The organism is Brachymonas sp. J145 (assembly GCF_036312245.1).
Lineage (GTDB): Bacteria > Pseudomonadota > Gammaproteobacteria > Burkholderiales > Burkholderiaceae_C > Brachymonas > Brachymonas wangyanguii.
Genome location: NZ_JAZDCI010000005.1, coordinates 40,798 through 57,489 on the forward strand (window position 1 = coordinate 40,798; position 16,692 = coordinate 57,489).

The following is a 16,692-nucleotide window of genomic DNA, read 5'->3' on the forward strand; positions in this document are numbered from 1 at the left end:
AGCTGAGAAAACAAATGGCTAATCATCCAACCAGTGGCCGCCTGAGCCACGAAAAAGTCGAAACCAACAGCTTCCTGCTGATCGTCCTGGTGCTGCTTGTGGTGGCCTTCGGTGGTCTGGTGGAAATCGTTCCACTGTTCTTCCAGAAGACCACGACCCAGCCGCTCGAGAACATGAAGCCGCCGACTGCCCTGCAGGTGGCCGGCCGTGACATCTATCTGCGTGAAGGCTGCTACAACTGCCACTCCCAGATGGTGCGTCCGTTCCGTGCCGAAACGCTGCGCTACGGTCCTTACTCCGTGGCTGGCGAATCGGTGTGGGATCACCCCTTCCAGTGGGGCTCCAAGCGTACCGGTCCTGACCTGGCACGCGTAGGCGGCCGTTACAGCGACGAATGGCACTACCAGCACTTGTACAACCCGCGTGATGTGGTGCCCGAGTCCAACATGCCTGCCTACCCCTGGCTGGCCAAGAACACGGTCAACGAGAACACCATCTCTGCCCACATGACGGCGCTGCGTCGCGTCGGCGTGCCGTTCACCGATGAGGCTATCGCCGGTGCACCGGAAGCCGTCAAGGGCAAGACCGAAATGGAAGCCGTGATTGCCTACCTGCAAAGCCTGGGCCTGGCACGTACCGGCCAGCTGAGCAGCGTGCAATCTGCTGCCCAGCCGGCTCCGGCCGCAGCCCCGGCTGCTCCGGCCCCCGCTGCAGCTCCCCAGGCTGACGCCTCTGCTGTAGCTCCGGTTCCCGCAGCAGCGGCTGCCGACGAGGCTGCCGTGAAGGTCGAGAACGGTGTGGTGCAGTTCTTCTTTGCCACCGGCAAGAAGGATGTGGCCCAGGGTGGTACCGAAGCCCTGGCTGACGTGATCGCTGGCGTGAAGGCGGGCAAGAAGGCCGTCATCACCGGTTACACCGATGCCACCGGCAACGCTGCCCAGAACGAAGAGCTGGCCAAGGAACGTGCATTCGCCGTCCGCGACCTGCTGCTGTCCGCTGGCCTGACCGAAGACCAGGTGAGCCTGCAGAAGCCCGCTGACAACAATGCCGGCGCTGGCGGCCAGGCCCGTCGCGTCGACGTGGCGCTGCAATAACCAACGACAAGGACGAGGAGCCTTTCATCATGGACATCACCTCCATGCGAAGTCTTGCCACGCTGCTGGCCTTCGTAGTGTTCATCGGCATCATCTGGTGGGCTTTTTCCCGACGGAACAAGTCCGGCTTTGATGAAGCTGCCGGGCTGCCGTTTGCCCATGATGATGCTGCTCCTCCCCAACACCACACCACCAAGGAAACAAAATGAGTGACTTTAATAGTTCCTTCTGGTCACTGTATGTGATTGCGATTGTCGTTTTTGGCGTCGTGTTCTGTATTGCAGTGCTTCTGTTCGGTGCCAATGCCAAGGCTGCCACCGCCGAAGACAAGACCACCGGTCACGTCTGGGACGGCGACCTGCGCGAGATCAACAACCCGCTGCCGCGCTGGTGGGTTGGCCTGTTCTGGATCACCATCGCGTTCGCTGTCGGCTACCTAGTCCTGTATCCGGGTCTGGGCGGCTTCAGCGGTACGCTGAAGTGGTCGTCTGCCAGCCAGTACGAGCAGGAAATGGAACGTGGCCGTGCCCAGGTCGAGCCGCTGTTCGCCAAGTACGCCACCATGCCGGTCGAAGAGATTGCCAAGGATCCGCAAGCCCAGGGCATGGGCCAGCGCCTGTTCCTGAACAACTGCGCGCAGTGCCACGGCTCTGACGCCAAGGGCGGCAACGGTTTCCCCAACCTGTCCGACAACGACTGGCTGTGGGGCGGCAAGCCGGATGACATCATCCACACCATCACCAAGGGCCGTACCGGCGTGATGACGCCCCAGGCGCAAGCTGTGGGTGGCAAGCCGGAAGACGTCAAGGCGGTAGCCAACTACGTGCTGAGCCTGTCTGGCGTGCCGCATGATCCTGCCCTGGCTGCTGTGGGCAAGACCAAGTTTGCTGTCTGTGCAGCCTGCCACGGTGCCGATGGCAAGGGTAGCCAGGCCGTGGGTGGTCCGAACCTGACCGACAACATCTGGCTGCATGGCTTTGGCGAGCAACACGTGATCAACATGATCAACGAAGGCAAGACCAACATCATGCCGGAACAGGGCAGCAAGTTCACGCCCGAACAGATTCGTCTGCTGGCGGCCTATGTCTGGGGCCTCTCCAACAACCAGCAATAAGTCAGCCATGCCAGATACCGCCGTATTTGGCAACTGACAGGGAAACTGCCATGCACTTGTCAAGGGTGCATGGCAGTTCCATTTGTGTAGTACTACAATGGTGATTTCACATAAGCTTGTGTGAAACTATCTGGACGAACAGGACAAGTCATGTCTCAAGACCCTAGTGATCAAGAGCCGAAGAAGCCTTCGGGCCAAGAAAAACGCATCATCCCGATCGAAAACATCACTAATGCCGCCACAGGTGGTTCGCTGTTTGCATCGGCCAAGGCGATCCACCCGCGATCCAGCAAGGGCCGTTACACCAACCTGCGCTGGCTGCTGGTCTGGATCACCCAGATCATCTTCTACGGGCTGCCCTGGCTGAACTGGGGCGAACGCCAGGCCGTGCTGTTCGATCTGGCCTCGCGCAAGTTCTACATCTTCGGGCTGGTGTTGTACCCGCAGGACTTCATCTACCTGACTGGCATCCTGGTCATTTCCGCCTTGTCGCTGTTCCTGTTCACGGCAGTGGCAGGGCGCCTGTGGTGCGGCTACGCCTGTCCGCAGACGGTCTATACCGAGATCTTCCTCTGGGTCGAGGCCAAGATTGAAGGCGACCGCAGCGCGCGACTGCGTCTCGACAAGAATCCCTGGAATGGCGAAAAGATCGCCAAGCGCGGTGGCAAGCACGTGATCTGGCTGCTGATTTCGCTGTGGACTGGCTTGACCTTTGTCGGCTATTTCTCTCCGATCCGTGAGCTGCTGGGCAACTTCATGGTCTGGAACCTGGGCAACTGGGAAACCTTCTGGATCTTCTTCTATGGTTTTGCCACGTACGGCAACGCCGGCTTCATGCGTGAGCAGGTGTGCAAGTACATGTGCCCGTATGCGCGCTTCCAGAGTGCCATGTTCGACGCCGATACCCTGATCGTGACCTACGACCAGGAGCGTGGCGAACCGCGCGGCGCACGCTCCAAGAAGATGAGCGATAAGCAGGTGGCAGCGATGGGCGACTGTATCGACTGCAAGATGTGCGTGCAAGTCTGCCCGACTGGCATCGATATCCGCGATGGCCTGCAGTATGAGTGCATTGGCTGCGGTGTCTGTGTCGATGCCTGTGACGAAGTGATGGACAAGGTCGGCTACCCGCGTGGCCTGATCAAGTACTACACGCAAAATGCCATGGACAACAAATGGAATGTCAGCCAGGTCTGGGAGCGTGTGCGTCGTCCGCGCGTGCTGGTCTACACCACCATCCTGCTGGCGATTGCGGCAGCGCTGGTGGTCAGCCTGACCATGCGTTCGTCGATGCGCGTGGACGTGATCCGTGACCGTGGCGTGATGGCGCGCATGGTGGATGGCGGCAAGATCGAGAACGTCTATACGCTGCGCGTGATGAACACGACCGAGCGTGAGCAGGACTACGAAGTGCGCGTACACGGCATTCCGGGCGCGCTGGTGGCCAGCGGCAGCACCTTCAAGGTGGCGCCGGCCCAGGTGACGCAGCAGGCCGTGAGCGTACGTATCCAGCACGGCAGCATGGAGCCGGGCTCGCACGAGATCTACTTCGACGTGAAGGAATTCGTGAGTGGCGACACGGTGTCTGAAAAGGCGGCCTTCTTTGTTCCCAACCGTTAACCAGACAGATGCAGACTATCGTGAGCCAAGCCCCGCAAAACCCTAGCCCTTCCCAGGATCCGAACCGTCAGCCGCACCCGGAAGACGGCCGGGTCTGGTGGAAATATCCCATCGTGTGGATGGTGATTGCCGGTCCGGTGGCCGTCATCATCGCCAGCCTGATCACCTGGATCCTGATCATGCGCTCACCCAACGAGGTACTGACGCAGTTCCAGGATGTGGAAGACCAGTCGCTGGTACAACAGAAGGGCGGCCAATACACGCCGGCCCACCGTGCGCGCAACCATGCGGCGACCGGCGGCGTGGCACCGGACGCCGAGAAGTGATGTCGCAGGCAGATTGACAAGCGCCTGCCGCCAATGACAAATGCCCCGCAACTGGTGTTGCGGGGCATTTCTTGTGCTGTCTGCAGGCTTATGCGCCTTGCTGGTTGACGATGCGCTCCAAGGCTTCCGGATCGATGATGTGGACGTGGCGCTGGCGCACTTCGAGGATGCCTTCGTCGGCGAAGCGCGAAAACATGCGGCTGACGGTTTCGAGCTTGATACCCAAGTAGCTGCCGATTTCCTCACGCGTCATGCGCAGCACCAGCTCGGATTGCGAGAGGCCGCGCACATGCAGGCGCTGCACCAGGTTGAGCAGGAAGGCGGCCAGGCGCTCTTCGGCGCGCATGCTGCCCAGCAGCAGCATCATGTTCTGGTCGCGCACGATTTCGCGGCTCATCAGCTTGTGGACATGGGTCTGCAGGGCCGGTACCTGGCGTGAGATGTCGGACATGCGCGAGAACGGCAGCACGCAGATCTCGGCATCTTCCAGTGCCACGGCGTCACAGGTGTGCTGGTCGTTGACGATGCCATCCAGCCCGACGATTTCGCCAGCCATGTGAAAACCGGTGACCTGCTCACGGCCATCAGGGGTGGTCACCACGGTCTTGAAGAAGCCGGTGCGGACGGCGTACAGGTTGGTGAACGGCTCACCGTGGCTGTACAGCACATCACCGCGCTTGAACTTGCGGCGGGCGCTGATCAGCTCTGCCAGCGCATCCATATCGTCGGCATCGCCTTCGACGGGCATGCAGAGATCGCGCAGGTTGCAGTTGGAACAGTTGACCTTGAGAGGGCTGAAAGTGGTGGCAGGCATGGCACAGTCTGGCAGCGATATCCCTTGATATCAGTAGTGGATCGGCCGATTATGGCACGGGCACCCCTTCCGTTGATACAAATCAAGACCCTGCGTACGGACATTGGGCACATTGCTGCCATCACCACGTGTTTGCTGGATCGCAATACGCATCCGGCCGGTTCGCCATTGGCAGTCCCCGGCTGCGCATGCTTGCTTAAAAGTCTAGAATTTCCCTTATGAGCCTGAATCACCATCCTGCACTGACCCCCGAGCTGCTGACGCGTTACGACGTGCCCGGCCCGCGTTACACCTCCTACCCGACAGCTGACCGTTTCGTCGAAACCTTTGGCGAAGCGGACTATATCGCAGCGCTGGCACAGCGCCACAATTCGCGCCCGGCGCATGCGACGCCGCTATCGCTGTATGTGCATGTGCCGTTTTGCGAATCGCTGTGCTACTACTGTGCCTGCAACAAGATCATCACCAAGCACAAGGAGCGCGGTGTCGAGTACCTGGACTACCTGCAGCGCGACATCGACCTGCATGTAGCGCAGCTGGGCGAAGGGCAGACGATCTCGCAGCTGCACTTTGGTGGCGGTACGCCGACCTTCCTGGATGATGAGAACCTGGGTCGCCTGATGGGCATGATCCGCAAGGCTTTCACGCTGATTCCGGGTGGCGAGTATTCCATCGAGGTGGATCCGCGCACGGTGGATGCCGAACGCCTGAAGACACTGCACGCGCTCGGCTTCAACCGCCTGAGCTTTGGCGTGCAGGACTTTGACCCGCAGGTGCAGCAGGCGGTGCACCGCATCCAGCCGGCCGAGCAGGTGTTTGCATTGGTGGCAGCAGCGCGCGAGATCGGCTTTGACTCGATCAACGCCGACCTGATCTATGGCCTGCCGATGCAGTCGGCTGCCTCGTTTGCGCGCACGCTGGAGCAGATCCGCGAACTGCGCCCGGACCGTATCGCGCTGTACGCCTATGCGCACCTGCCAGAGCGCTTCAAGCCGCAGCGCCGCATTGATGCCTATACGCTGCCGACTGGCGCCGAGAAGGTGCAGATGCTGGCGCAGTCGCTCAAGGCCTTTGAGGAGGCCGGCTATGTCTATGTGGGCATGGACCACTTTGCGCTGCCCGGGGATGCGCTGGCGATTGCCAAGCAGCAGGGCCGCCTGCACCGCAACTTCCAGGGCTACAGCACGCAGCCGGATTGTGACCTGATCGGTCTGGGTGTATCGGCGATTGGCCGCATTGGTGCGACCTACAGCCAGAACGAGAAGTCGCTGGACGACTATTACGATGCGCTGGAGCGTGGCCATTTCCCGGTGGTGCGCGGCCTGACACTCACCAACGACGACCTGCTGCGTCGCAGCGTGATCATGGCCATCATGTGCCAGGGCGAGTTGCGCTTTGAAGCGATTGAGCAGGCTTACCCGGAGATCCGTTTCCGCGAATACTTTGCACGGGAACTGGAAATGCTCCAGGAGAAGGAGCGCGAAGGCATGGTACAGCTGACCGATCAGGGCCTGACGGTGACGGCGCAGGGCTGGTATTTTGTGCGCGGCATTGCCATGCTGTTTGACAAATACCTGCAGGATGCGCGTTCAGCGACCAAATTCTCTAAAATCATCTGATACCTGCCACGGGGGTAGGATCAGGGCATGCGCTGCGAGGCAGCTGGCGTGCCAGCAACAGGCCTGTCGGCAGTTCTGGCAGGCCGGATGAGGATACGTTCATGCAGACTTCGATGGCGATCACGGCCCTGCTGATGGGTTTGGCAGGGGGGCCGCATTGCATTGCCATGTGCGGTGCCGCCTGTGCCGGCATTGGCTATACGGCTGGAGAACAGCAGCGACAGCAGACCACGGCGATGGGCCTGTTCCAGCTCGGACGAGTGATCGGCTATGCGACGCTGGGCGCCGTGGCCGCCGCCACGATCCAGGCGCTGGGCTGGCTGACGACGCAGAGCGCTGCCTTGCGTCCGGTCTGGACCATGGTGCATATTGCCGCGCTGCTGCTGGGCCTGGTGCTGCTGGTACAGGCACGCCAGCCGGCCTGGCTGGAGCGCTCGGCGCGGCGCGTCTGGGACAAGGTGAAGACCTTGCAGCGCAAGGGCGGCGTGGCTGGCCCGGTGCTCGTCGGCATGCTATGGGCGCTGCTGCCTTGTGGCCTGCTGTATTCGGCGCTGATGGTGGCCGCCCTGACGGGTGAGCCGCTGCAGGGCGCTGCCGTGATGGCGCTGTTCGTGCTGGGCACCAGCGTGTCGCTGATGGCCGGTCCCTGGCTGCTGTTGCGCCTGCATCACCTGGGTTGGGCCAATGGCCAGTGGGGCGTGCGCCTGGCTGGTCTGGCACTGGCCGTGAGCGCCGGTATTGCGTTGTATCTGGGTCTGGTACATGACCAGGCACCCTGGTGCTGATGGCCTGATCGCAGCGACGGCAGACGCTGTCTGCCCTGAAAAACCAAAGGCCTGCAATGCGTTGCAGGCCTTTGTTGTTGGCGCTGGAGGACGCTTAGCCGCCGAGCAGCTGCATGCCCTTGACCAGCATGCTGATCGCCAGGCCGGTGAGGATCAGGGCGAACACGCGCTTCAGCGTCTTGACCGGCAAGGCGTGGGCGGTACGGGCACCGACGGGAGCCATCAGCACGCTGCAGGAAGCGATGCAGACCAGCGCCGGCAGCCAGACATAGCCGATGGAATAGGCCGGCAGGTTGGGCGCGTTCCAGCCGCTGATGATGTAGCCGATGACGTTGAAGATGGCGATCGGAAAGCCGAGCGCGGAGCTGGTGGCCACGGCATTGTGGATCGGCACGTTGTGCCAGGCCATAAAGGGCACGCTGAGGAAGCCACCCCCGGCACCGAGCAGGCCGGACAGAAAGCCGATGACGCCACCGGCGGCTACCTGGCCACCCGGACCAGGCATCTGGCGCGTGGGCTTGGGTTTGCGGTCCAGGAACATCTGGCCACCGGCAAAGATCACCAGCACGCCGAAGATGATGGATAGCCAGGCGCCCTTGAGCAGGGCAAACACGCCGATGCTGACGACCAGCGCGCCGATCATGATGCCGGGCGCGATGCCCTTGACCAGATCCCAGCGCACCTTGCCGTGCTTGTGGTGGGCACGCACCGAGGAAATAGAGGTAAAGATGATGGTGGCCATGGAGGTGGCAATGGCCATCTTGACAGCAAGCTGGCTGTCCACGCCGCGGCTGGTCAGGATCCAGGTGATGAAAGGCACCAGCACCATGCCGCCACCTACACCCAGCAAACCCGCCATGAAGCCACCCAGCAGACCCAGCATGGCGAGCTGGGCAATCGTAATCGGTTCCAGAATCATGGGCTGGAATTGTAAACGTTGGGGGTGGGGGAGTGCGTCGTGGGGAGATAAGGGTCTGCAGCATGCCATGACCGTCATCCTGAACGGAAGGGTTCAGGTGGGCGAGGGCAGCGAGGCCGTGGGTTCATCTGACGCGAGATGATCACGCTGGCCAGGCGATTTACCAAGCCCGGGCTCCAGGAGCATTGGTTCAAGGAAATATAAAGCCATGACCGCTGCAGACGAGCCCATTGTAGGCCGAACCTGTCTGTCTGGGGTGTCAGCTTTGTAAAAATGCCGACATATTTCACGCGGCCCGTGCCGGGGCCGCGCGCCTTGCTCAGATCAGGCGGCCGTCCTCGGCCAGCGCCTCGTCGATGCGCGCCATCAGGGTCTGCAGGCGGGCCTGGGCTTGCAGCTGTTCCTCGCTCGGGGCGCCGTCTTCGGCGAGCGGCAGTGCCAGCGGCATGGCCTGGGCCTGCTGTTCCTGCTGGATGATGTCGAAGGCCAGGTTGAGCGCGGCCAGCACGGCGATGCGTTCCCGCGCGCGGAGCTTGCCGGCATCGCGGATACGGCACATGGCGGCATCGACACGTGCCACGGCTTCGTGCATCTGGGTTTCGGAGTCTTCGGGGCAGGCCAGCACATAGGCCTGACCCATGATGGATTTTTCAAGTTGCTTCATGCTTGGTCCTTGGCAGCTTCGTCATCGACCGAATCGTGCAGGCCCCAGGCGGCCAAAGGGGCCGAGCTGCTTGCCTGCAGCGGCTGCGCCGGATCGACCGACTGCAGGCGCGTCAGCAGCACGTCCACGCGCGAGCGGGCGGCCGCCAGGCGGGACTTGAGCGAGTCGCGCTCCTGGGTGACTTCCTGCAGCTGCTGTTGCAGCAGGCTGTTGGTCTTTTGCAGCTCCTGGTAGCGCAGCAGCATGCGTTCCATGCGGTCAGCCACATGGTCGAGGGAAATCGGGGGGACAGGAGTAGTCATGGCACCGAATGGCATGAAAAAGATGTGCGGGCAAGCCGAGCTAGACCCTTCATTGTAGATGATGCAACCCGGCTTGTCGGCGGCGCGCCGGGAGCCGTAGCCGGTCTGCCGGGTTTTGCCTGCGTTTGCTTTTACAATGGACGGATTGCTGGTGCCCCGGCGGCCATTCCGGCCAGGGGCTTCAACGGGAAGCAGGAGGAGGGCCAGGGGCCTGTCCGCAGCCTGCGCTGCCCCCGCAACGGTGAACGGCGTCGCTCCCTGGGCGACAGCCATTGCGCAAATGCCACTGGCTACGGCCGGGAAGGTGCCAATGGCCTGCCGTCAGCCCGGAGACCGGCCAGCAAGGGGGTGTGGCCGCTGTGCCAGCACCATGTCGGATGCCGCGGCGGGGTGGACTGCAGGCGTCTGTAAGTACACACATTTCTCTCATGCCCTGGCTGGCTTTCCCTGATCCTGTTGCACGCATCCGCTTGCAGCCCTGCAGCAGCATGTCCGTGCCCGCACAGGAGGCTTCGGCATGAGCGCGCACCACGAACTGATTCTGGGCGGCCAGAAATCGGGCAAGACCGTGCGTGCCGAGCAACTGGCGGCGCAGTGGCTGGCGACGGATGCTGCGCACCGGGCGCTCTACCTGGCCACGGCCCGGCCCTGGGATGCCGAGATGCAGACGCGCATCGTGCGCCACCAGCAGGAGCGTGCACGCCGCGTACCCGGCATGGAGACGCTGCAGATGCCAGAAGGCAGTCGCAGCCTGCCGGTGGTGGAGCTGCTGCAGCAGCATGCATCGCCCGATACCGCGATCGTGCTGGATTGCCTGACGCTGTGGCTGACGCAGCAGCTGATGCCGCTGGATGGCGATTCGGCCAATGCGGTGCAGGCCGAGCAGGCGATCCACCAGCTGTTGCAGGCGCTGCGCGAGTATCCCGGCCCGCTGTATATCGTGAGTAATGAAATTGGCCTGGGCGTGATTCCGCTGGGACGCGAGACGCGTGCCTTTGTGGATAGCCTGGGCAGCCTGAACCAGCGCGTGGCTGCGGATTGCAGCCATGTCACGCTGATGGCGGCAGGCCTGCCGCTGATCCTGAAATCGACCGACTAGCATCGCAAGGAGCTGACCATGCAAATCGAAGAACCCCCCAAGGACAAGCCCTACGAGACGCCGGAAGGCGAGCGTCGTGGCCTGCTGATCATCAATACCGGCGATGGCAAGGGCAAGAGCACGGCGGCCTTTGGCCTGGCACTGCGCGCCAGCGGCCGTGGCAAGGACGTGAAGATCTACCAGTTCATGAAGGTGCCGAGCGCGCGCTTTGGCGAGCACCGCAGCTTCGAGAAGCTCGGCGTTCCGGTAGAAGGCCTGGGCGATGGTTTCAGCTGGAAGAGTCAGGACCTGGAGCGTTCGGCGCAGCTGGCGCGTGAAGGCTGGGAAAAGGCCAAGGCCTCGATCCTGAGCGGCGAACATTTCCTGGTGGTGTGTGACGAGATCACCTATCCGCTGGTGTATGGCTGGGTGGATCTGCAGGATGTGCTGGAGACACTGCGCAATCGCCCGAAAGAGGTGCACGTGTGCCTGACTGGCCGCCGTTGCCCGCAGGAGATTGTGGATCTGGCCGATACCGTGACCGAGATGCGTCCGATCAAGCATGCGTTTGATGCCGGCATTCCGGCACAACGTGGCATCGAGGACTGAGTTGACTGATTCAGCCGCATTTGCCTACCCGGACGCCGAGCGCGAGGTGGTCTACCGCGTGATCGCGCAGCGGCGCGACATGCGCCACTTCCTGCCTGGCTGCACGGTGGAGCCGGAGGTGCTGCAGCGCCTGCTGCAGGCGGCGCACTGGGGCCCGAGCGTGGGTTTCATGCAGCCCTGGCGCTTTATCCGCATCAGCAGCCGCACACTGCGTGAGCAGCTGCATGCCTGTGTCGAGCGTGAGCGCATCGAAACGGCACGCGCGCTCGGCCAGCGTGAAGAAGAGTTCATGAAGCTCAAGGTCGAAGGCCTGCTGGAAGCGGCCGAAGTGCTGGCCGTGTGCCTGGCGGATGGCCGTGAACAGCACGTGTTTGGCCGCCGTACCATGCCCTATATGGATATTGCCTCGGTTGCCTGTGCACTGCAGAATATGTGGCTGGCGGCACGGGCCGAAGGGCTGGGCGTGGGCTGGGTCTCCTTGTTTGATCCGGATGAGTTGGCGCAGTTGTTGCAGCTGCCGCCCGGTGCCAGTCCGCTGGCACTGGTTTGCCTGGGTCCGGTGCCGGCTTTCTATGACGAACCGATGCTGCAGCAGGAGCGCTGGGCCCAGCGCATGCCGCTGGCCGATGTGGTGTTCGAAAATGGCTGGGGACAGCCGGAAACCGGCTTGCCGCTGTAAGATGCGGACGTTTTACCCGCCTGGAACACGATTTTCATAATTATTAATTTTATATAGACAGACAACAGGAGCCACCATGCTGGACGCACCCACCACTACCCATAACCCTTCCAGCTGCCACGGCACGGCCGAGCAGAGCGTGCATTTCTGTACGCCGCGCAGCCAGCAGCCGCAGCCGGCCAGTACCAACCGCTGGGCGGTCGAGGACATCGAGGCGCTGTTTGCGCTGCCGCTGCCGGAGCTGATGTTCCGTGCCCAGCAGGTGCACCGCGAACATTTCGACCCGGCCGAGGTGGAATTCGCCACGCTGCTGTCGATCAAGACCGGTGGCTGCCCGGAGGATTGCGGCTACTGCCCGCAGTCGGTGCACCACGAGACCCCGGTCGAGGCGACCAAGCTGATGGAAGCCGATGCCGTGCGTGAAGCGGCGCTGAAGGCCAAGGCGGCCGGTGCCACGCGTTTCTGCATGGGCGCAGCCTGGCGCGCGCCCAAGGACCGCGACATCGAGAATGTGGTGACGCTGATCAAGACGGTGAAGGAAGTCGGTCTGGAAGCCTGCTGCACGCTGGGCATGCTGACGAAAGAGCACGCGGTCGAGCTGAAGGAAGCCGGCCTGGACTACTACAACCACAACCTGGACACCGCGCCCGAGAACTACGGCAACATCATCACCACGCGTGACTATCAGGATCGCCTGGACACGCTGGAGAATGTGCGCAACGTCGGCGTGAGCGTGTGCAGCGGCGGCATCATCGGCATGGGCGAGAACCGTCGCCAGCGCGCCGAGCTGATTGGCCAGCTGGCCAACCTGCATCCGCACTACCCGGACAGCGTGCCGATCAACAACCTGGTGAAGGTGGAAGGCACGCCGCTGGCCGAGGTGGACGATATCGATCCGCTGGAGTTCGTGCGCATGATCGCGGTGGCACGCATCACCATGCCGGAGGCGCGCGTGCGCCTGTCGGCGGGGCGCACCGCCATGGCCGACACCATGCAGGCGATGTGCTTCATGGCCGGTGCCAACTCGATCTTCTATGGCGAGAAGCTGCTGACCACCGGCAACCCGGACGTGGAAGCCGACATGCAGCTGATCGAGCGCCTCGGCATGCGCGCCGGCAAGCAGCAGGCCTGATCGGCACGATGCAGGATCAGGCGTGCCCTGAGCCCGCCGGGAGCAGGGCATGATGCCGGAGTGGCTGGCCAGCCAGGTGCTGGCCGTACTGGTGGCCTGGTTGATCGACCTGTGGTTGGGCGAACCCTCGCCGCGCTGGCATCCGGTGGTCTGGATCGGTCGCTACCTGCAGCGCGCCGGTGACTGGCTGCAGGCTGATGCGCGCGCAGAAGGCGATGACTGGCGCGTGTTCTGGCGCGGCGCCGCGGCCTGGGGGCTGGGAGCTGGCGTGGTCGTGCTGCTGGCGCTGCTGGTGCAGCTGCTGCTTTCGTGGCTGCCCTGGACCTGGACTGGCGTGTTGCTGGGCGTGCTGCTGAAGCCGCTATTTTCCTGGCGCATGCTGGCTGACGAGGTGGCGGCGGTGGAAACCGCGCTGGCGCAGTCCTTGCACGATGGCCAGCAGCAGCTGGCGCGCATCGTCAGCCGTGACGTGACGGTGCTGGATGCGGTGCAGGTGCGCGAAAGTGCGCTGGAAAGCCTGTCGGAAAACCTCAATGATTCGGTGATTGCGCCGCTGTTCTGGTTCCTGTTGCTGGGATTGCCGGGGGCGGCGCTGTTTCGTTTTGCCGATACGGCTGACTCCATGTGGGGCTATCGCGGCGTCTATCGCGGCAAGCGCTGGGAATGGGCCGGCAAGTGGGCGGCGAAGGTGGATGATTGGCTGGCCTGGCTGCCGGCGCGCCTGACCGGCATCGGCCTGTTGCTGGCGGCCTGGCCGCGCCGCTTGCGCTTGTCGGCCTTGCGCCAGCAGGCGGCGCAGACGCCATCGCCCAATAGCGGCTGGCCGATGGCGGCCCTGGCGCTGGCGCTGGATGTGCAGCTGCGCAAGCCCGGCGTCTATACCCTGCATGCTGATGGTGTGCAGGCGCAGCCCGGCCATGTGCCGCAGGCGATCCGGCTGGCGCAGCGCGCCATCGCCATCGTGCTGACGGGATGGCTGGCGCTGGCCCTGCTGACTGGAATCTTCACATGACAACTCTGGACAAGACGCTGCCGATCCATGGCGGCAGCGATGCGCTGGGAGCGGCGCGCTGGGATTTTTCTACCAACAGCCATGCCGGCGGGCCCTGTCAGCAGGTGGTGCAGGCATTGGCGCAGGTCAATGCCACGCGCTATCCGGATCCGGCCTATGCCGGCTTGCGCCAGCAGCTGGCCGCTCGCCATGGCGTGGCGGCGGAGCGCGTGCTGGTGGGCGTGAGCGGCAGCGAGCTGATTGCGCGCATCACGGCTTGCGTGGCGGCACGGCAGCCGCAGGCACGCGTGTGGTTGCCGCCGCACCATTATGGCGATTACGCCACGCAGGCGATGCTGCACGGGCTGCAGCGCACTGGGGCGCTGGCGCAGGCCGATCTGGTCTGGCTGTGTGCGCCCAGCAGCCCGCTGGGGCAGGACATGGACTGTCCGGACGATTGGGCGCAGCTGTCGCCGCAGGCCACCGTGGTGCTGGATTGTGCCTACGCACCGCTGCAACTGGAAGGGCCGACACCGCTGGCCGACTGGCTGGCGCGTGACCAGGTCTGGCAGATCTGGACGCCGAACAAGTCGCTCGGGCTGTGTGGCGTGCGGGCGGCTTATGTGATTGCGCCGGCTGCTGCATCGGTGCAGCAGCTGCAGGCGATGTGGTGGCGGGCGCCATCCTGGCCGCTGGGCGCGCATGGTGTGGCCTTGCTGCAGGCCTGGTGCGAACCGGCGGTGCAGGACTGGCTGGCGACATCGCTGGAGACCTTGCGGGACTGGAAGCAGCAGCAGCTGGACATGCTGCAGGCGCTGGGCTGGCAGTGCCTGCCGAGCCTGACGAATTTCCTGCTGTGCCGGCCGCCGCCGCTGGCCATGGGCTGGGACGCCATGCTGCAGGCCTTGCGGGCCGAGGGCATCAAGCTGCGTGATTGCGCCAGTTTTGGCTTGCCCGGCCATGTGCGCCTGTGTGTGCATGAACCGGCCGCGCAGCAGGCCTTGCAGCAGGCCTGGCTACGCCTGCAGGAGGTATCGGCATGACGACGAAGGCATTGGCACCCTGCGTGATGGTGCTGGGCTGCACCAGCGGTGCCGGCAAGAGCTGGCTGGCCGCGGCCTTGTGCCGTTTTTATGCGCGCCAGGGCCTGAAAGTGGCGCCGTTCAAGGCGCAGAACATGAGCAACAACGCACGCGTGGTGGCTGGTGGCGAGATTGGCAGCGCGCAGTATTTCCAGGCGCTGGCTGCCGGTGCGGAGCCGGATGTGCGCATGAATCCGCTGCTGCTCAAGCCTGAGGCCGATACGCGCAGCCAGGTGGTGCTGCTCGGCCAGGTGGACCAGGCGCTGGGCGCCATGGCCTGGCATGATCGCAAGCAGCATGTCTGGCCGCCGATTGCCGCGGCGCTGCACGATTTGCGCGCCAGCCACGATCTGGTGGTGATCGAGGGTGCAGGTTCGCCGGCCGAGATCAACCTGATGGCGACCGACGTGGTGAATCTGCGCGTGGCGCGCGAGGCTGATGCCGCCTGCCTGCTGCTGGCTGATATCGACCGGGGCGGAGCGTTTGCGCATCTGTACGGCACCTGGGCGCTGTTGCCCGAAGAGGACAGGGCGCGTATTCGTGGCTTTGTGTTGAACAAGTTCCGTGGTGATGCCGCCTTGCTGGAGCCGGCGCCGCAGATGCTGCAGGAGCTGACTGGTGTACCTGTATTTGGCACGCTGCCGATGTGGCGCGACCACGGCCTGCCGGAAGAAGATGGCGTGTTTGACGACAGCAGCCGCGGCCACGCTGATGACAGTGCCGTGCGCATCGCCATCATCGCGTATCCGCGCCTGAGCAACCTGGATGAATTCGAGCCGCTGCGCCAGCTGCCGGGCGTGCACCTGCGCTGGGTGCGCGATGCCGCCGCGCTGGCCGACTGGCGCGCGCAGGACTGGATCATCCTGCCGGGTAGCAAGCACACCATGGCCGACCTGCAATGGCTGCGCGAGCAGAAGCTGGATGCGGCGATCTGCAGCCATGCGGCGCGCGGAGGCTGTGTGCTCGGTATTTGCGGCGGCCTGCAGATGCTGGGCGAAGCCGTGATCGACATGGAAGGCGTGGAAGGCCTGCAGCCGGTCGGCAGCGGCAGTGCGCCAGGGCTGGGCCTGCTGCCCTTGGTGACGGTATTTGAGTCGCAGAAGACGGTGCGCCGTTCGCAGGGGCGTTTTGCCGATGCCATGCCCGGTGCCTGGCAGCCGCTGTCCGGCCTGCCGGCGCAGGGCTACGAGATCCATATGGGGCGCACGGCCGAGCATCCGGCGATGGTGCGCGCCGGCCATGTGGCGTTGCCGGTATTGCACGATGCCGATGGTGCGGCGATCGGCTGGACTAACGGCGCCGCCACGGCGCTGACGCCGCAGCCGGGCCAGGCGCTGGGACTGTACCTGCACGGCCTGCTGGAGCAGCCGGAAGTGACACAAGCGTTGCTCGGCAGTGCGCCGCCGTCCATCAATCAGGTGCTGGATCGCATGGCCGATTTCGTCGAGCTGCACCTGGGCCGTGCCGCCTTGCTGGCGCTGGCAGGAGTAGACTGTGGGCCTGATGGCCAGTTGCATGGTGCGGCTGGCGTAGCTGTTTCCGACACCATGACCCCTGATACCGAATCCCCTGTTTTTGTGCTCGATTGCGATGGCCTGGACGATGAAAAAGCCTTCTGGCAGCGCTACCTGCAACTGACGCAGGCTGCAGATGCCGAAGAATTTGGTCGCAATCTGGATGCCTTCTGGGATGCGCTGTCGGCCCAGGGGCCAGGCTATCCTGGCCCGTGCACGCTGCGCGTGGTGAATACCGAGGCGATCAAGCACTGGCGCGCCGGCGGCTTCCTGATGGCGCTGGAAGACATGGCCGAAGAACTGCCGGCCGGCCACGAGGTGCAGCTGGAACTGGTCGCCGCCGAATGAGG

Annotated in this window: 18 protein-coding genes, 1 pseudogene and 1 riboswitch; of the genes and pseudogenes, 15 read left to right on the plus strand and 4 right to left on the minus strand. The window is 63.7% G+C overall.

The annotated features are described in order from the left end of the window. Positions 1 to 14: 14 nt before the first annotated feature. The 6 genes and pseudogenes from ccoO to V1261_RS06390 form a co-directional block, all read left to right on the plus strand. A pseudogene (gene ccoO, locus V1261_RS06365) lies at positions 15 to 632 on the plus strand (cytochrome-c oxidase, cbb3-type subunit II); the annotation flags it as partial. A gap of 168 nt (positions 633 to 800) precedes the next feature. Next, positions 801 to 1,094 carry an OmpA family protein gene (locus V1261_RS06370; protein ID WP_329770907.1) on the plus strand — a complete coding sequence of 98 codons (294 nt, stop codon included), beginning with the start codon at positions 801 to 803 and terminating at the stop codon, positions 1,092 to 1,094. 29 nt (positions 1,095 to 1,123) lie between these two features. Next, positions 1,124 to 1,303: a cbb3-type cytochrome oxidase subunit 3 gene (locus V1261_RS06375; protein WP_405198034.1), complete on the plus strand. Its 180-nt coding sequence runs from the start codon at positions 1,124 to 1,126 to the stop codon at positions 1,301 to 1,303. Then, positions 1,300 to 2,208 (plus strand): cytochrome-c oxidase, cbb3-type subunit III, encoded by a 909-nt coding sequence (gene ccoP, locus V1261_RS06380; RefSeq protein WP_329770793.1) that lies wholly within the window; start codon positions 1,300 to 1,302, stop codon positions 2,206 to 2,208. The genes V1261_RS06375 and ccoP overlap by 4 nt, the downstream gene beginning before the upstream one ends. A gap of 150 nt (positions 2,209 to 2,358) precedes the next feature. Further along, positions 2,359 to 3,828, plus strand: a complete 1,470-nt coding sequence (ccoG, locus tag V1261_RS06385) for a cytochrome c oxidase accessory protein CcoG (protein WP_329770794.1) — start codon at positions 2,359 to 2,361, stop codon at positions 3,826 to 3,828. 20 nt (positions 3,829 to 3,848) lie between these two features. Next, positions 3,849 to 4,154 (plus strand): nitrogen fixation protein FixH, encoded by a 306-nt coding sequence (locus tag V1261_RS06390; protein ID WP_329770795.1) that lies wholly within the window; start codon positions 3,849 to 3,851, stop codon positions 4,152 to 4,154. An 88-nt stretch (positions 4,155 to 4,242) separates the two neighbouring features. On the opposite strand, the gene fnr is transcribed toward V1261_RS06390, so the two are convergent. Continuing rightward, positions 4,243 to 4,968 carry a fumarate/nitrate reduction transcriptional regulator Fnr gene (gene fnr / locus V1261_RS06395; RefSeq protein WP_329770796.1) on the minus strand — a complete coding sequence of 242 codons (726 nt, stop codon included), beginning with the start codon at positions 4,966 to 4,968 and terminating at the stop codon, positions 4,243 to 4,245. 218 nt (positions 4,969 to 5,186) lie between these two features. On the opposite strand from fnr, the gene hemN reads away from it, so the two are divergent. Beyond that, on the plus strand, positions 5,187 to 6,587 hold the full coding sequence (gene hemN, locus V1261_RS06400) for an oxygen-independent coproporphyrinogen III oxidase (protein WP_329770797.1): 1,401 nt from the start codon (positions 5,187 to 5,189) through the stop codon (positions 6,585 to 6,587). A 101-nt stretch (positions 6,588 to 6,688) separates the two neighbouring features. Continuing rightward, positions 6,689 to 7,372 (plus strand): sulfite exporter TauE/SafE family protein, encoded by a 684-nt coding sequence (locus tag V1261_RS06405; protein WP_329770798.1) that lies wholly within the window; start codon positions 6,689 to 6,691, stop codon positions 7,370 to 7,372. A 94-nt stretch (positions 7,373 to 7,466) separates the two neighbouring features. On the opposite strand, the gene V1261_RS06410 is transcribed toward V1261_RS06405, so the two are convergent. From V1261_RS06410 to V1261_RS06420, 3 genes are all read right to left on the minus strand, one after another. Beyond that, entirely contained in the window at positions 7,467 to 8,291 is an 825-nt protein-coding gene (locus V1261_RS06410; RefSeq protein ID WP_329770799.1) for a sulfite exporter TauE/SafE family protein, read from the minus strand. A gap of 319 nt (positions 8,292 to 8,610) precedes the next feature. Next, the gene (locus V1261_RS06415; protein ID WP_329770800.1) at positions 8,611 to 8,955 is read right to left on the minus strand and encodes a cell division protein ZapA; all 345 of its coding nucleotides are present in this window, start codon (positions 8,953 to 8,955) and stop codon (positions 8,611 to 8,613) included. After that, the gene (locus V1261_RS06420; protein ID WP_405198035.1) at positions 8,952 to 9,257 is read right to left on the minus strand and encodes a DUF904 domain-containing protein; all 306 of its coding nucleotides are present in this window, start codon (positions 9,255 to 9,257) and stop codon (positions 8,952 to 8,954) included. The genes V1261_RS06415 and V1261_RS06420 overlap by 4 nt, the downstream gene beginning before the upstream one ends. A 132-nt stretch (positions 9,258 to 9,389) precedes the next feature. Further along, a riboswitch (cobalamin riboswitch) is annotated at positions 9,390 to 9,613 on the plus strand. A 161-nt stretch (positions 9,614 to 9,774) separates the two neighbouring features. Between V1261_RS06420 and V1261_RS06425 the strand changes: the two genes are divergently transcribed. From V1261_RS06425 to V1261_RS06455, 7 genes are all read left to right on the plus strand, one after another. Beyond that, positions 9,775 to 10,356, plus strand: coding sequence for a bifunctional adenosylcobinamide kinase/adenosylcobinamide-phosphate guanylyltransferase (locus V1261_RS06425; RefSeq protein ID WP_329770801.1), 582 nt, complete (start codon positions 9,775 to 9,777; stop codon positions 10,354 to 10,356). 18 nt (positions 10,357 to 10,374) lie between these two features. Continuing rightward, positions 10,375 to 10,944 (plus strand): cob(I)yrinic acid a,c-diamide adenosyltransferase, encoded by a 570-nt coding sequence (gene cobO / locus V1261_RS06430; RefSeq protein WP_329770802.1) that lies wholly within the window; start codon positions 10,375 to 10,377, stop codon positions 10,942 to 10,944. Position 10,945: 1 nt separating this feature from the next. Next, positions 10,946 to 11,623, plus strand: a complete 678-nt coding sequence (bluB, locus tag V1261_RS06435) for a 5,6-dimethylbenzimidazole synthase (RefSeq protein WP_329770803.1) — start codon at positions 10,946 to 10,948, stop codon at positions 11,621 to 11,623. 76 nt (positions 11,624 to 11,699) lie between these two features. Beyond that, entirely contained in the window at positions 11,700 to 12,755 is a 1,056-nt protein-coding gene (bioB, locus tag V1261_RS06440; protein WP_329770804.1) for a biotin synthase BioB, read from the plus strand. 52 nt (positions 12,756 to 12,807) lie between these two features. Further along, positions 12,808 to 13,767 carry an adenosylcobinamide-phosphate synthase CbiB gene (cbiB, locus tag V1261_RS06445; RefSeq protein ID WP_329770908.1) on the plus strand — a complete coding sequence of 320 codons (960 nt, stop codon included), beginning with the start codon at positions 12,808 to 12,810 and terminating at the stop codon, positions 13,765 to 13,767. Beyond that, entirely contained in the window at positions 13,764 to 14,789 is a 1,026-nt protein-coding gene (locus V1261_RS06450) for an aminotransferase class I/II-fold pyridoxal phosphate-dependent enzyme (protein ID WP_329770805.1), read from the plus strand. Before cbiB ends, V1261_RS06450 begins: the two co-directional genes overlap by 4 nt. Next, on the plus strand, positions 14,786 to 16,690 hold the full coding sequence (locus V1261_RS06455; RefSeq protein WP_442877948.1) for a cobyric acid synthase: 1,905 nt from the start codon (positions 14,786 to 14,788) through the stop codon (positions 16,688 to 16,690). Before V1261_RS06450 ends, V1261_RS06455 begins: the two co-directional genes overlap by 4 nt. Positions 16,691 to 16,692: the final 2 nt, after the last annotated feature.